This is a genomic window from Neoaquamicrobium sediminum, assembly GCF_013240295.1.
In the GTDB taxonomy this organism is placed as follows: Bacteria; Pseudomonadota; Alphaproteobacteria; order Rhizobiales; family Rhizobiaceae; genus Aerobium; species Aerobium sediminum.
The window spans coordinates 453,051-467,670 of the sequence record NZ_JABETK010000003.1 but is presented as its reverse complement, the minus strand read 5'-3'; the positions used below and the strand labels follow the sequence as shown (position 1 = coordinate 467,670).

General features: G+C 64.9%; 9 protein-coding genes and 3 pseudogenes. 9 read left to right on the top strand and 3 right to left on the bottom strand.

The annotated features are described in order from the left end of the window. The first annotated feature begins 5 nt into the window (after window positions 1–5). The 3 genes and pseudogenes from HK436_RS24895 (at window position 6) to HK436_RS24890 (ending at window position 4,746) form a co-directional block, all read left to right on the top strand. Window positions 6–2,891 (top strand): Tn3 family transposase, encoded by a 2,886-nt coding sequence (locus HK436_RS24895; RefSeq protein WP_127601112.1) that lies wholly within the window; start codon window positions 6–8, stop codon window positions 2,889–2,891. Window positions 2,892–3,261: 370 nt separating this feature from the next. Continuing rightward, window positions 3,262–3,330 (top strand): annotated as a pseudogene (locus HK436_RS31805) (manganese-binding transcriptional regulator MntR); the annotation flags it as partial. 372 nt (window positions 3,331–3,702) lie between these two features. Beyond that, complete coding sequence (locus HK436_RS24890) at window positions 3,703–4,746, top strand: cytochrome P450 (RefSeq protein ID WP_244649435.1); 1,044 nt, start codon at window positions 3,703–3,705, stop codon at window positions 4,744–4,746. A 28-nt stretch (window positions 4,747–4,774) separates the two neighbouring features. Here HK436_RS24890 and lspA read toward each other — a convergent pair whose 3' ends face one another. Together lspA and HK436_RS24880 are read right to left on the bottom strand one after the other, a co-directional pair. Then, window positions 4,775–5,173: a signal peptidase II gene (gene lspA, locus HK436_RS24885; protein WP_173194352.1), complete on the bottom strand. Its 399-nt coding sequence runs from the start codon at window positions 5,171–5,173 to the stop codon at window positions 4,775–4,777. A gap of 84 nt (window positions 5,174–5,257) precedes the next feature. Next, on the bottom strand, window positions 5,258–6,121 hold the full coding sequence (locus HK436_RS24880; RefSeq protein WP_244649392.1) for a cation efflux transmembrane domain-containing protein: 864 nt from the start codon (window positions 6,119–6,121) through the stop codon (window positions 5,258–5,260). A 72-nt stretch (window positions 6,122–6,193) separates the two neighbouring features. Here HK436_RS24880 and HK436_RS24875 point away from each other — a divergent pair, with 72 nt between their 5' ends. Further along, the gene (locus HK436_RS24875) at window positions 6,194–6,526 is read left to right on the top strand and encodes an ArsR/SmtB family transcription factor (RefSeq protein ID WP_173194350.1); all 333 of its coding nucleotides are present in this window, start codon (window positions 6,194–6,196) and stop codon (window positions 6,524–6,526) included. Window positions 6,527–6,574: 48 nt separating this feature from the next. Here HK436_RS24875 and HK436_RS31800 read toward each other — a convergent pair. Continuing rightward, a pseudogene (locus HK436_RS31800) lies at window positions 6,575–6,876 on the bottom strand (MerR family DNA-binding protein); the annotation flags it as partial. A gap of 293 nt (window positions 6,877–7,169) precedes the next feature. Here HK436_RS31800 and HK436_RS24865 point away from each other — a divergent pair. The 5 genes and pseudogenes from HK436_RS24865 to HK436_RS24845 all read left to right on the top strand — a co-directional run bounded on the left by HK436_RS24865 (window position 7,170) and on the right by HK436_RS24845 (window position 14,554). Continuing rightward, entirely contained in the window at window positions 7,170–7,352 is a 183-nt protein-coding gene (locus tag HK436_RS24865; RefSeq protein WP_173194348.1) for a hypothetical protein, read from the top strand. Between the two features lie 208 nt (window positions 7,353–7,560). Beyond that, on the top strand, window positions 7,561–8,472 hold the full coding sequence (locus HK436_RS24860) for a DUF3991 and toprim domain-containing protein (protein WP_173194554.1): 912 nt from the start codon (window positions 7,561–7,563) through the stop codon (window positions 8,470–8,472). 193 nt (window positions 8,473–8,665) lie between these two features. Continuing rightward, on the top strand, window positions 8,666–9,271 hold the full coding sequence (locus tag HK436_RS24855; protein ID WP_173194347.1) for a DUF1419 domain-containing protein: 606 nt from the start codon (window positions 8,666–8,668) through the stop codon (window positions 9,269–9,271). Window positions 9,272–9,283: 12 nt separating this feature from the next. Next, window positions 9,284–9,781: a hypothetical protein gene (locus HK436_RS24850; RefSeq protein ID WP_173194345.1), complete on the top strand. Its 498-nt coding sequence runs from the start codon at window positions 9,284–9,286 to the stop codon at window positions 9,779–9,781. 200 nt (window positions 9,782–9,981) lie between these two features. After that, window positions 9,982–14,554: pseudogene (locus tag HK436_RS24845) on the top strand (helicase-like domain-containing protein). Window positions 14,555–14,620 lie beyond the last annotated feature (66 nt).

Genomic DNA, 14,620 nt, shown 5'->3' with positions numbered 1-14,620 from the left:
CATCGATGCCACGTCGCGTCACTCTAACCGATCGGCAGAAGGACGCGCTGTTGCGCCTGCCGACCTCGCAGGCGGACTTGCTCAAACACTATACGCTGAGTGACGAGGATCTCGGGCATATCGGGCAGCGTCGCCGCCCGCACAACAGGTTCGGCTTCGCCTTGCAATTATGCGTCCTACGCTATCCTGGTCGGGTGCTGGCTCCGGGCGAGCTGATTCCGGCGGAGGTCGTCGAGTTCATCGGAGCGCAACTCGGCTTGAATGCCGACGATCTCGTTGACTATGCCGCTCGCGAGGAGACGCGGCACGAGCATCTTTCCGAGTTGCGGGCGCTCTACGGATACCGCACCTTTTCGGGACGTGGTGCGCGCGAGCTGAAGGATTGGCTGTTCCGAGAAGCCGAGATGGCGGTGTCGAACGAGGATATCGCCCGTCGCTTCGTGATCGAGTGCCGTCGAACTCGCACGGTCCTTCCTGCGACATCGACGATCGAGCGGCTTTGCGCCACGGCCCTGGTCGACGCCGAGCGGCGGACCGAGACGAGGATCGCCAGCCGGTTGTCCATGCCGATCCGGGAACAGTTACTGGCATTGCTCGAGGAGACGGCGGACGATCGGGTGACCCGCTTCGTGTGGCTGCGGCAGTTTGAGCCTGGCTCGAACTCTGCGTCGGCCAACCGGCTGCTCGATCGGCTAGAATACCTGCAACGTGTTGATCTTCCCGAGGATCTGCTGGCCAGTGTTCCTGCCCATCGGGTGACACGTCTGCGCAGGCAGGGCGAGCGGTATTATGCCGACGGCATGCGTGATCTCCCGGAGGACAGGCGGCTTGCGATTCTGGCCGTGTGCGCATCAGAATGGCAGGCGATGCTTGCCGACGCCGTGGTCGAGACCCATGACCGGATCGTCGGCAGGCTCTACCGTGCTTCGGAGCGCATTTGCCAGGCGAAGGTCGCGGATGAAGCGAACGCGGTGCGCGACACCTTGAAATCCTTCGCCGAAATTGGCGGTGCCCTGGTCGATGCACAGGATGACGGCCAGCCGCTGGAAACCGTCATCGCGAGCGGTTCGGGTTGGGATGGCTTCAAAACCCTTGTTGCAGTGGCAACCAGGCTGACCGCCACCATGGCCGACGATCCGCTCAATCATGTGCTCGACGGGTATCATCGCTTCCGTCGCTATTCCCCGCGGATGTTGCGTTTGCTTGATCTTCGGGCTGCGCCGGTCGCAATGCCGCTGCTGGAAGCCGTGATGGTCCTACGCAACGGTTTGAACGATCGTGCACATACCGGCTTCCTGCGGCCGAGTTCGAAATGGCATCGTCATCTTCGTGCCCAGGCGGCTGGCGACACTCGCCTCTGGGAGATCGCGGTGCTGTTCCATCTGCGCGATGCCTTCCGATCCGGGGATGTCTGGCTGGCCAGATCCCGGCGCTATGCTGATCTGAAACACGCACTCGTTCCGGCGCAGGCCGCGGCGGAAAGCGGCCGTCTTGCCGTGCCGTTGCGGCCGGAGGAATGGCTGGCAGACCGGCAAGCGCGCCTCGACATCCGTTTGCGCGAGCTTGGCCGTGCCGCGCGCACGGGCACGATTCCCGGCGGGTCGATCGAAAGCGGCGTCCTGCATATCGACAAGCTCGAAGCCGCCGCACCCGACGGCGCCGAGGACCTAGTGCTCGATCTCTACAAGCAGATAGCGCCCACACGCATCACCGATCTTTTACTGGAAGCGGATGCTGCGACCGGCTTCTGCGAAGCTTTCACCCATTTACGCACGGGCGCCCCCTGCGCCGACCGGATCGGGCTTATGAACGTTATCTTGGCAGAGGGGATCAATCTCGGCCTGCGCAAAATGGCGGACGCCACCAACACTCACACCTTCTGGGAGTTGATCCGCATTGGACGGTGGCATGTCGAAGGCGAAGCGTACGACCGGGCGCTGGCCATGGTGGTCGAGGCGCAGGCAGCGTTACCCATGGCCCAGTTCTGGGGCATGGGCACTTCGGCTTCGAGCGACGGCCAGTTCTTCGCCGCCACAGAGCAGGGCGAAGCCATGAACCTGGTCAACGCGAAGTACGGCAATACCCCGGGCCTGAAAGCCTATAGCCACGTCTCCGACCAATATGCGGCGTTCGCGACCCAGGTGATACCTGCAACGGCGAGCGAAGCCCCCTATATCCTCGACGGCCTGCTCATGAATGACGCTGGCCGCCATATCCGCGAGCAGTTCACCGACACGGGCGGCTTCACCGATCACGTCTTTGCCGCATGCGCCATTCTCGGCTACCGGTTTGCCCCTCGCATCCGGGATCTGCCGTCCAAGCGACTCTATGCGTTCAATCCATCGGCCGCCCCGGCGCACTTGCGGGCCTTGATCGGCGGCAAGATCAACCAGGCCATGATCGAGCGCAACTGGCCCGACATCCTGCGCATCGCCGCCACTATTGCGGCCGGAAGCATCGCGCCCAGCCAGATACTGCGCAAGCTCGCCTCCTATCCGCGGCAGAACGAACTTGCCACGGCTTTGCGCGAGGTCGGCCGCGTCGAGCGAACCCTGTTCATGATCGACTGGATTCTGGACGCCGATCTGCAACGCCGCGCCCAGATCGGGCTCAACAAGGGCGAAGCGCATCATGCGCTGAAGCGGGCAATCAGCTTCCATCGCCGGGGTGAAATCCGCGACCGTTCCGCCGAAGGCCAGCATTACCGGATCGCCGGCATGAACCTGCTCGCTGCGATCATCATCTTCTGGAACACCATGAAGCTGGGCGAAGTCGTCGCCAACCAGAAACGCGAGGGAAAATTGCTATTGCCCGATCTGCTGGCCCATGTCTCGCCCCTCGGATGGGAGCACATCAACCTTACCGGAGAATATCGTTGGCCAAAGCCTTAGCGTAGGATTCCGCCCCCTCCCGCAAACGACCCCTCTTTACGCTTTCGTGCTCGGGAAGGGGCTCGTGCGGTCAGCCGAGGAGCAACTGGAATTCGTTTCCGCCGGGGCAGACTGGGGGACCGGATCCTCCTGCATCTGGCGGTCGATCCGGCGGACGAGGAACGGTTGTTCGTCGCGTCGCATGAAGGCGAAATCCTCGCCAGCGAGGACGGCGGAGTCACCTGGACCGAATTCGGCCGGTGACGAGTAGCTTGTGCTGCCGCGCGCGGATGGCCGGCGCGGCAGCCAAGTAACCATTCCTCGGATGGGCAGAAGGGTCCGGCGCGTCAATCCACCGACCCGACCAGCGGCTCGTCCCCATCGAGGCATCAGCCCGGCCACCGCCCGCATAGACGCGGAAGGCATCGAGCATCACGTGAGCGAGGAAACGCTGGAGGCCTCCGCCCAGTTCATCAGGCGATCGGGCGGCAGTCCTGATCGCACGTCGCTTGAGGGCGAGGTTTGTGCGGCGGTCGCAGGTTTCCTCACCGCGCTTGAGGCGCTAGTATCGCAGTCGGGCGTTAACTGGCGCGGGAACCGGCCGCCGCACTCGCCTCGGAAGGCACACATGCCACGTATCCCGAGAGACCGGAGCCTGGACAGCACCCTTGCAGTGCTCCTTGATCCGTATGGGTTCATTTCGAATCGTTGCCGAAAATACCGAACGGACCTGTTCGAAACGCGGCTGATGCTGCGGCGGACCATTTGCATGACCGGGCCATCGGCCTCGGAGGTTTTCTATGACCAGCGAAATTTCGTCCGGCGAGGCGCCATGCCGGAGCGCATCCGCAGGACGCTGATCGGCCGCGGCGGCGTCCAGGGCCTGGACGACGCGGAGCACCAGCACCGCAAGCAGATGTTCATGTCGCTGATGACGCCGGAACGGATCGGCGAGCTCGCCGAGACGGTCCTCCACTGGATGCGGGCCTATTCGCGCAATTGGGCCGCGATGGACAGGGTGAAGCTTGGGGACGAACTGCCTGAGATACTGACCCGCGCCGCGTGTGCCTGGTCCGGCATTGCCTTGGAAGAACGCGAAGTCGAAACGCGGACGCGGCAACTGACGGCCATGTTCAGCTATGCGGGCTCGGTCGGCCCGAAGCACTGGTGGTCGCGGCTGGCCCGGAAGCGGACCGAACGCTGGATCGGAGACCTCGTCGTGCGAGTGCGCGCTGGCGAACTGACTGCGCCTGAATCGAGCGCGATGCACGTGATATCGTTCCACAACGACCTGCAAGGGAGGCATCTTTCCCCGACCGTCGCGGCGGTCGAGATCCTCAACATCCTGAGGCCGATCGTGGCGGTGTCCGTGTATCTTCAGTTCCTTGCCCACGCGCTTCACATGCATCCACCGGGAATCCCGTCGGACACTTCGGCAGGCGCGCGGCACAGGGAGGCTTTCGTGCAGGAGGTGCGGCGCTACTATCCCTTCTTCCCTGCCGTCGCCGCCGTCGTGCGGGAAAGCTTCGAATGGAAGGGATACCGTTTCGCGAAAGGCCGCAGGGTCATGCTGGACCTGTACGGCACGAACCGCGATCGGCGGACGTGGGACGCGCCCGGCGAGTTCCGCCCCGAACGCTTCGACGGGATCCAGCCACGCCCCTTCGCCTTCGTTCCCCAAGGCGGCGGCGACCATGATCTTGGGCACCGCTGCGCGGGCGAATGGATTTGCATCGAGCTCATGAAAGCGGCGATGGGTTTCCTGACCGAGGAAATTGCTTACGACGTGCCGGAGCAGGACCTGCGCATCGAGATGAGGCGGCTTCCGGCGGTGCCTCGAAGCGGTTTCGTGATCCAGAACGTCTCGCGCGCCTGAGAGGCTTGGCAACGGGGAACGCAGCGCGTCAGGAGGGCTCTTTGCCCGCCCGCGTTTCGACGTTGCTGGGAGCCAGAACTCCATCGAGCAGCATGAGCGCCGCGCCGCATACGATCGCCACATCCGCCAGGTTGAACGCTGGCCAATGGTACCCGCCAACGTGAAAGTCGAGGAAATCCGTCACAGCGCCCAACCGGACTCGGTCGACGATATTGCCAATCGCCCCTCCGGATATCAGTCCCAGCGCGGTGGCCACCACTGGCCGAGCGGTGCGCCACATCCACGTCAGAAGGATTCCCACGATAACCAAGCTTGCAAGCACCAGCAGCCACCGCGGCATCCCGCCTAACATGCCGAAGCTGATGCCTGGATTCCGCAGGTAGACGAGGTCGAGCACAGGCAGCACTTCCACTCCGAGAGAGCGCATCCATGTTGCCGAGGACGGCTTCCTTCGTGATCTGGTCAGCGGCCAGCGCCGCCGAGACGCACGAGAAGCCGATTAGCCGGGCCTTCATCCTTTTGCGTCCCGCAGGTCGCTCCGCGCATCCCGGATGATCGACCAGGCTGATTGCAGGAACAGGCCCGCGATGATGAAGGCGACGACGAGGTCTGGCCATTGCGTTCCAGTCCAGAAGACCAGGCCGGCCGCGAGCACGACCATCAGGTTCCCGATGGCATCGTTGCGGGAGAATAGCCAGACCGCCCGCACGTTCGCGTCGCCTTTCCGGTGCGGGATCAGCACCGCGGCGCGGCGACATTCACCGCGAGGGCGACGACGGCGAATCCGCCCATGAGCAGGGACTCGGGCTGGTGTTCGACGAAGATCCGGTACGCGGTAGAGGCCATCACGCCGAGACCCAGGAGGCCGAGGAACACGCCCTGGAGCAGCGCGGCCTTGGCGCGGGCCGCGAGGCCAGCCGACAGCCATCAAGCCCAGGAACGAGATCAGCCCATCGCCAATGAAGTCGAGCGAGTCGGCCTGCAGTGCCTGCGACCCGGCGAGGAAGCTCCCGGCGGCCTCGACGATCCCGTAGCCGACGTTGAGGAGCACCACGATCCATAGCGCCCGCTTGTAGGCAGGAGTCACGTGCGAGAGATCGGGAATCCTGTCATCGTCGTCGTCATCCGAGGCTTCGCTGACGCGGTTCAGCCGATAGCCTAGGTCGGTCACGGCGGCTTCGACGGCGGGAAGGCGGGTGCCCGGATCGTCGACCGAGAGCGTCATGACTTGCGAGGCGATCGACACCTTCACGTCCCGGACCCCTGCGACGCCGCGCGCCGCCTTCTCTATCTTCGCGGCGCAGGACGCGCAGTCCATTCCGGTCACGTTGTAGCGCGCCGCCTCGGTCGACGATGTTGCGTTGCCGTTGGCCATTGCCGTATATGCCTCTTTCAGGAACTCACCAGTTACATATCATTGTGTGGTGATATGTCGAGAGGTGGAGAGATGCTCGTCGAGACCCGCCCGGTAAACCTTCAGGCCAAGCTTTTCCGGGGTTTCTCCGATCCGTCGCGGCTTTCGATCCTGGAAGTGCTTCGCGGCGGCCCCGCGTCGGTGAGCGACATCGTCGCCGTGACGGGCCTGTCGCAGCCGAACGCCTCCAACCACTTGAGGTGCCTGGCCGAGTGTGGCCTCGTTCTCGGCGAGCAGCAGGGCCGGTTCGTCCGCTATCGTCTCAGCGACCCGAGGATCGACAAGCTGATGGCGCTGTCCGACGAGCTAGTGGCAGGTCCCGCCCGGCTGGTCGATTCGTGCGCTAATTATGGTGCGCGCGGATGAACGGCGGCGGCCAGCGCTCCCGTTCATGACCAAGGGCATCGGCTTCAAATGTTCGCTGTCGCACAGCGCGTGATCCGCGAGCGCGGGGATGACGTTGCAGTCGCCGACCGTGTCCCCGGTGCAGCAGGTCGCGATCCGCTCCAATTCCTTCTCGAGCCGCCTCAGCTGCGCGATGCGCTCCCTGACAGACTGGAGCTGCTCCTTCGCGATCCTGTCGGCATCCGCGCAGGGCTTCTTGGCATGGCCGCCAGGTCGATCAGCTCGCGGATAGATTCGATGGTGATGCCGAGGTCGCGGGCGTGCCGGATAAACGCGAGCCGCTCCAGCTCCTTCTTGCCGAAGCGGCGCCTGGTAGCGCACCACGCGCAACGGTGAGTGCGAAGGGATACTGGACCGGTTTCCCGATGTGTTTCTGCAACCGGGAAGGATGAGACTGGACCGGACACATCCACGCGCAGGTCCGATTCCCGCTTGTTCCGCTGGCTTCCTGGTCCAGGTCCGTCCTCCTCCAATCAACCCACGAGGGGTCCGCTACGCGAGCGTGCGGCCGCTGCGGCTTCGCCTGCGCGATGATTGCGGCCGGGCCCCGGACCCGTCGGGCGCCAGAGCGGGGATCGGCCCCGCCCACGGACGGAGCCCTACAATGTCACACGATCTTTCCCTCGCACAGAATCACGCTTTCGATCTCGCCCGCACCCTGATGATCCCCGTCACCCTGTTCCGCGTCGATGGCGAATACGGCGTCATGCCGAGCGAAGACCTCGACGATGCCGAGGTCGAGCTGATCCACGAATACGATCCCTGGGTTTCCCGCCCGGCTCATTGAGCCGGGCCATTGCCTACCGCTTGCGCCCGGAAGGGCGCAAGGGAGGCTTCGCCGCGGACGAGGCCCGTCAGAATTGCCGGGTTGCCAGCCGCGCCCTTGGCGCCCTTCGGTCTTCGCGGAGGCAGGAGGCGCGCCCGGAGAAGACGGGCAAGTCAAACCGGAAGAGAAAGGGGCCGGACCCGTGATCGGGCGAAACCGGCAAGCGAACATGGACAGACAAGAAATCGAGGAGCTGCGCGCAAAAGTATCGTGCGGCGCCGTCCTTGAGGCGGACGGTTGGAAGATCGACATCAAGGAAAGCACGCGCCGCGCGGTGAAGTACCGGCGGGTGGACGGCGAGATCATCATCGTCATTCACGATGGGGCGGGCTGGTTCGATCCGCTGTCGGACGCGAAAGGCGACGTCTTCGGACTGGCCGAACATCTCGGCGCGACCGGATTCGTCCAGGCGCTCGAACGGATCGGCGAGGTTGTCGGGCTCGCGCCGAGCGCACCGACTTGGGAACGACCTGCGCGGGACCGGCCGCCAGCCACTCTCGCCGGGCGCTGGCAAGCCCGCCCGGTTCCCCGGCCGGGGTCGCCGACCTGGCGCTACCTTGACCGAACGCGCGGCCTCCCCGATACCATCATCCGAGCCGCCATCGATCAGAATGTCCTGCGCGAGGGCCCGCATGGCAGCATGTGGGCCGCGCACACCGATGCCGCCGGGCGTTTGATCGGATGGGAAGAGCGTGGCCCCAAGTGGCGGGGCTTCTCGACCGGCGGCGGCAAGGAGCTGTTCAGGTTCGGCGATCTTGACCCCCTTCGCGTCTGCATTACCGAGGCCGCGATCGACGCGATGAGCCTTGCCGCCATCGCGGGTCCGGAGACGCGCACTCTCTATGTCAGCACCGGGGGCGGGTGGTCGCCGATGACCGATGCCGCCATCGCCGACCTGGCGCGCCGCCGGGACCGAATGCTCGTCGCGGCGACCGACGCCAACCGGCAGGGCGATGCCTATGCTGAGCGCATCCGCGGCCATGCGGCGGACGGTGGTTGCCGGTTCTCACGGCTGACCCCTAGCTCCGAGGACTGGAACGACCAGCAACGTGCGCGTCGCGGCGAGATGACGGGGAAATAGGAGCGAAGAAGAGGGATGAAATAGCTGCCGCATGCCAGGCCGGCGCGTCAAGGGAAGCTGCGCCCGCTTCGCGGCCCTTGACCCGCCGGACCGGAGAGGCGGCCGCGAGAAGGGGTGATGAGAAGGCATGAAGAGGATGGTCCGGTCGGGTGGACAGGATCGCGCTTGATGCCGACGGACGACAGGAGCCGCAATGATCACCCAATCTTCCTCTCGCAAGATATTCGAGGGCGTCGCGACGCGCCGGGAGATGTTCCAGATGTTCGACCGCCACGGCCAGGCGCCGATGAGGAAGGCACGCCTCACGAGCCGTCTCTATGACGGGGAATGGTTCGAGATCGGTAGGGCCGAGCACGACTATATGTTCGAGATTCTGCCGCCGCTCTGGATGCGCGGGGATATGTTCGCCCTGCGCGAGTTCATGACGGGATCGGTCACCAGCGTGTTCTTCACGCTCTCGATCGACGGGCGCGCCCGGTATTTCCACGGCTATCGCGATCTCTCGGCAAAGGGTTCGCCCGATCGCATGCGCGATGTGATCGTCGAGCGGGAATCCCGCCCGGTGCGGGCCATGACGCGCACCGAGCGCCTCGACCACATCTGGAGCGCGACCCATGGCGACTACCGGGGCTATGCGGACGACAGATGGCCCGAGGCTGACCAGGGCAAGCGAACCGTGCTGGTTTATGGCGGCGGCCGGGGCACGATCCTGAAACTGCTCGACGACCTGACCCACGCCGAGATCGAGGCCAAGCTGCCTGTGCAGCTCAGGCATCTCCCCGAGCCGCTCGCGGCCTGAGGGGAGGGAAAGATGGCGGATTACCACTCTCCGACCGTCGTGCAGCCGGTTATTTCGGGCACGGACATGACGCCGCTTGAACGCCTGTTGCGCGGGCTCGTGTTCGACACCGACGAGCAGGACGGCGGCATGTACCTCCATTCCTGGTGCGGGCCAAGCGATGTCGTCACCCTGCCGATCGGCGATCTGCACGCGGCTTGGGAAGCCGCGCCGTTGAACGAAAACACCTGCGTCGGGACACACGTCGCGGCGTTGCTCGCAAAGCACGACGCGGAAGCCGGCGACGATCCACTGGGCGATATCGACATCGATCTCACTGAGTCCGGCAACGGCTGGGACCGGATGTTCCAGGACATTGTGCGCCGTTCGGCGACGATCGACGAGATCGTCGTGACGACCTCGTTTACCTGCACGAAGATGCGGCCTGACGGATTTGGCGGCAGCGTCATGCTGATCACCGCCGACGCCATACGCTACCGTTCAACGACCGAGATTCTCGAAGAGTTCTAGGTCGAGGCGGCGAGGGCCGGCGCTCTCGGCCAGACACTGCCTGCCAAGGGCGCATAGACCGCACCGCCCCTGCAATCTGCGACAGCCCGGCCACGGGCCGGGCTTCGTATGTCCGCTCCTCCCAACTTCGCGATCGCCACCCCGCCGGACCTCTCCGGTGGGGCGGCGGCGCGCGCCATCACCTCAAGGAGATACTTTCCATGAGCCACGACGATCCCTTCACGCTCGACCTCTTCGGCAACACCGCACTCTCGTCCGGCCTCAGCCTTGACGTTACCGCCCTTTCCGCGACGTTCGAGGACGGCCCGAACGATGACGATCCCTCTCCGCTCTCGCCGGCGCCGGCCGCGCTGGCCACGCCGGCGGCGCAGCCGACGAGGCTTCCGGCCACAAAGGCCGAGAACTTCCATCTCTCCGGCACGCGCGGCCTTGCAAAGTCGTGGCGCGATCGCGCCCGCGACAATCTCGCGGCGATCCGGCTCGCCGCCGATCTCCTTGAGGAGCAGCGCCCGGCGACAGCCCAGGAGCAGGCGGCGCTGATCAAATTCACCGGCTTCGGGGCGTCGGACCTCGCCAATGGCGTGTTTCGCCGGCCGGGGAAGACGGTTTCCGCAAGGGCTGGGAGGAGATCGGCGCAGCGCTGGAAAGCGCCGTCGACGCCGGCGACTATGCCTCGCTCTCACGCTGCACCCAATATGCCCATTTCACGCCCGAATACATCATCCGGGCGATCTGGGCCGGGATGCAGCGACTCGGCTGGCGTGGCGGGTGCGTGCTCGAGCCAGGGATCGGAACCGGCCTGTTCCCGGCGCTGATGCCCGAGGGCCTGCGCGACGTCAGCCAAGTGACGGGGATTGAGATCGATCCCGTCACCGCCCCCGAATCGCGCGGCTTCTGCAGCCACGCGCCAAAATCCTCACCGGCGATTTCGCCCGCGCGAACCTGCCACGGCATTTCGATCTGGCGATCGGCAATCCGCCATTTTCCGACCGGATCGTGCGCAGCGACCGGGCTTTCCGGACGCTCTCGCTCAGGCTGCACGACTTCTTCATCGTCAAGGCGATCGACCGGCTGAAGCCCGGAGGCCTCGCCGCTTTCGTCACCTCGAGCGGCACGATGGACAAGGCGGACGCCCGCGCCCGCGAGGAGATCGCCGGCATGGCCGACCTCGTTGGAGCGATCCGCCTGCCCGAGGGCAGTTTCCGCGCTGAGGCCGGCACGGACGTCGTGGTCGATGTCCTGTTCTTCCGCAAGCGCCGGGACGATGAAGCCGCCGGCCCCGCCTCCTGGCTCGATCTTGTCGAGGTCCGTCCCGCAACGGAAGACGAGGGCGCCATCCGCGTCAATCGCTGGTTTGCCGACCACCCCCACCTGGTGCTTGGAGACCACGCCCTGCGGCGCGGTATCTACGGTCCCGACGAGACCTATGCCTGCCTGCCGCGCGCCGGCGTCGATCTCGACGCGGCATTGTCCGCAGCCATCCTCGCCCTTCCGGAAGCACTTTACGATGGCGAGCCTGAAATCATCGAGGCCGACGCCGGGGACGAGGATGCTTGCGCGTCCGATCTCGCCACTGGGGCCGCGGACATTTCAATCCGCGAAGGCAGCTACTTTGTGGCCAAGAACACCGCCCTGATGCAGATGGTCGACGGCGAGGCCGTGACGATCACCGTCCGCAAGGGCAGGGGTTCGGACGGCGTCCCGGAGAAACACGCCCGCATCATCCGCAAGCTGATCCCGATCCGGGACGCGCTGCGCGAGGTGCTGAAGCTTCAGGAGTTCGACCGGCCGTGGAAGCCGGCGCAGGTGAAACTCCGAATTGCATGGTCGAACTTCGTGCGCGCGTTCGGCCCGATCAATTTCACCACCGTCTCGACCAGCGATGACGAGGAGACCGGCGAGGTGCGCGAGACGCACCGCCGTCCCAACCTCCAGCCGTTCCTCGACGATCCCGATTGCTGGCTGGTGGCGTCGATCGAGGACTACGACCTCGAAACCAATACGGCCAGGCCCGGACCGATCTTCACCGAGCGCGTGATCGCGCCTCCGCCTCCGCCCGTCATCGCCAGCGCCGCCGATGCCCTTGCCGTGGTGCTGAACGAGCGCGGGGCTGTCGATCCGGACCACATAGCCGAGTTGCTGCACCGCGACGCCGGCGAGGTGATCACTGAGCTGGGCGACGCCATCTTCCGCGATCCCGCCGATGGCTCATGGCAGATGGCGGACGCCTATCTCTCCGGCGCCGTGCGCTCGAAGCTGGAAACAGCCAAGGCCGCCGCGGCGCTCGATCCGGGCTTCGCTCGCAATGTCACCGCGTTGCAGGCGGTTCAGCCGGCCGACCTTCGTCCCTCCGATATCACCGCCCGGCTCGGGGCGCCGTGGATTCCGGCCGCCGATATCGTCGCCTTCGTCAAGGAGATGATGGATACCGACATCACCATCCATCACACGCCGGAACTGGCGTGCTGGACGGTGACCGCCTACGGCCTGCAATATTCGGCCGCCGGCACGACCCAATGGGGCACGCATCGCCGCAATGCCGGGCAGTTGCTGTCGGATGCCCTCAATTCGTCCATTCCGCAGATTTTCGACACCGTGAAGGACGGCGATGTCGAGCGGCGCGTCCTCAACACGGTCGAGACGGAAGCGGCGAAGGAGAAGCTGCAAAGAATCAAGACGGCGTTCCAGAACTGGATCTGGTCCGATCCCGACCGCACCGACCGGCTGGCGCGGCTCTACAACGACACATTCAACAATATCGTCCCCCGGCATTTCGACGGGAACCATCTCCAGCTTCCAGGCGCCTCGGGCGCCTTTTCTCTTTACGGGCACCAGAAGCGGGCGATCTGGCGCATCATCTCGGCCGGCTCGACCTATGTCGCCCATGCCGTCGGCGCCGGCAAGACGCTCTCGATTGCCGCCGCGGTCATGGAGCAGCGCCGGCTCGGGCTCATCAACAAGGCGATGCTGGTCGTTCCCGGCCACTGCCTGGCGCAGGCTGCGCGCGAGTTCCTGGCGCTCTATCCGAATGCCCGGATCCTCGTTGCCGACGAGGCCAATTTCGTCAGGGAGAAGCGCCATCGCTTCCTTTCGCGCGCCGCGACCGCCAACTGGGACGCGATCATCATCACGCACTCTGCATTTCGGTTCATCTCGATTCCCTCGGCCTTCGAGAGCCAAATGATCCAGGACGAACTCGAAGCCTATGCCGAGCTGTTGACCAAGGTCGACCGCGAGGACCGGCTGTCGCGCAAGCGGGTCGAGCGGATGATGGAGGGACACAGGGAGCGGCTCCAGGCGCTCTCCACCCGCAAGGACGATCTGCTGACCATCTCCGAGATCGGCATCGACCAGATCATCGTAGACGAGACGCAGGAGTTCAGGAAACTCTCATTCGCCACCAATATGTCGACGCTGAAGGGCGTCGATCCGAACGGTTCGCAACGCGCCTGGGACCTGTTTGTCAAATCCCGCTTCGTCGAGACGAAGAACCCGGGCAGGGCGCTCGTGCTCGCTTCCGGCACACCCATCACCAACACGCTGGGCGAGATGTTCACCGTGCAGCGGCTGATGGACCATGCGGCCCTCGCGACACGCGGACTGCACGAGTTCGATGCCTGGGCGTCGACCTTCGGCGATGCCTCGACGGAACTCGAATTGCAGCCATCGGGCAAATACAAGCCGGTCACGCGCTTCGCCCAGTTCGTCAACGTCTCCGAGCTGATCACGATGTTCCGCTCGTTCGCCGACGTGGTGCAGCCGGCCGATCTTCGCACCTATGTGAAGGTGCCGGAGGTCATGGGCGGCAAGCGCCAGATCATCACCGCCGAGCCGACGCCGGCGTTCAAGGCCTATCAGCGTCTGCTCGATCAGCGCATCAAGGCCATCGAGGAGCGCGAAGGCCCGCCGCAACCGGGTGACGACATTCTCCTCTCCGTCATCACCGACGGCCGCCATGCCGCGATCGACCTGCGCCTGGTCATGCAGGCCATGGACAATGAAGAAGGCAACAAGCTCAACGCGCTTGTCAAAAACACCTTCCGAATCTGGCGGGAAACGGCCGAGACCGAATATGCCCGCAAGGACGGCAAGCCCTTCGACAAGCCGGGCGCCGGGCAACTCATCTTCTCCGACCTCGGCACCATCAATGTCGAGACCTCGCGCGGCTTCTCGGCCTATCGCTGGATCCGAGACGAACTGGTCCGTCTCGGCGTACCGCCGTCCGAAATCGCCTACATGCAGGACTTCAAGAAGTCGGAGGCCAAGCAACGGCTGTTCAACGATTTCAACGCCGGTAAGGTCCGCATCCTGATCGGGTCGTCGGAAACCATGGGCACCGGCGTCAATCTGCAGGCGCGCCTGAAGGCGCTCCACCATCTCGACGTTCCGTGGCTCCCGTCGCAAATCGAGCAGCGCGAGGGCCGCATCGTGCGCCAGGGCAACCAGCATGAGGAGATCGGGCTCTACGCCTATGCGACGCTCGGTTCGCTCGACGCTACCATGTGGCAGAACAACGAGCGCAAGGCCCGCTTCATCGCGGCGGCGCTCTCCGGCGACACCTCCATTCGCAGGCTTGAGGACATGGGCGAGGGGCAGGCAAACCAGTTCGCCATGGCCAAGGCGATCGCATCGGGCGATCAGCGCCTGATGCAGAAGGCCGGGCTCGAGGCCGAGATCGCCCGTCTCGACCGGCTCCATGGGGTGGGAACAAGAACTGTTCCCGCAGACACGCTAAGACCGAACGAAGCACGAACGCGCGTGATTGATCTGTAGATGAAGCTTCCCGGCCGGTTGAAAACATTCGGCTGATGGCGACCAATTTCCCTTGAAGTCGGTGTG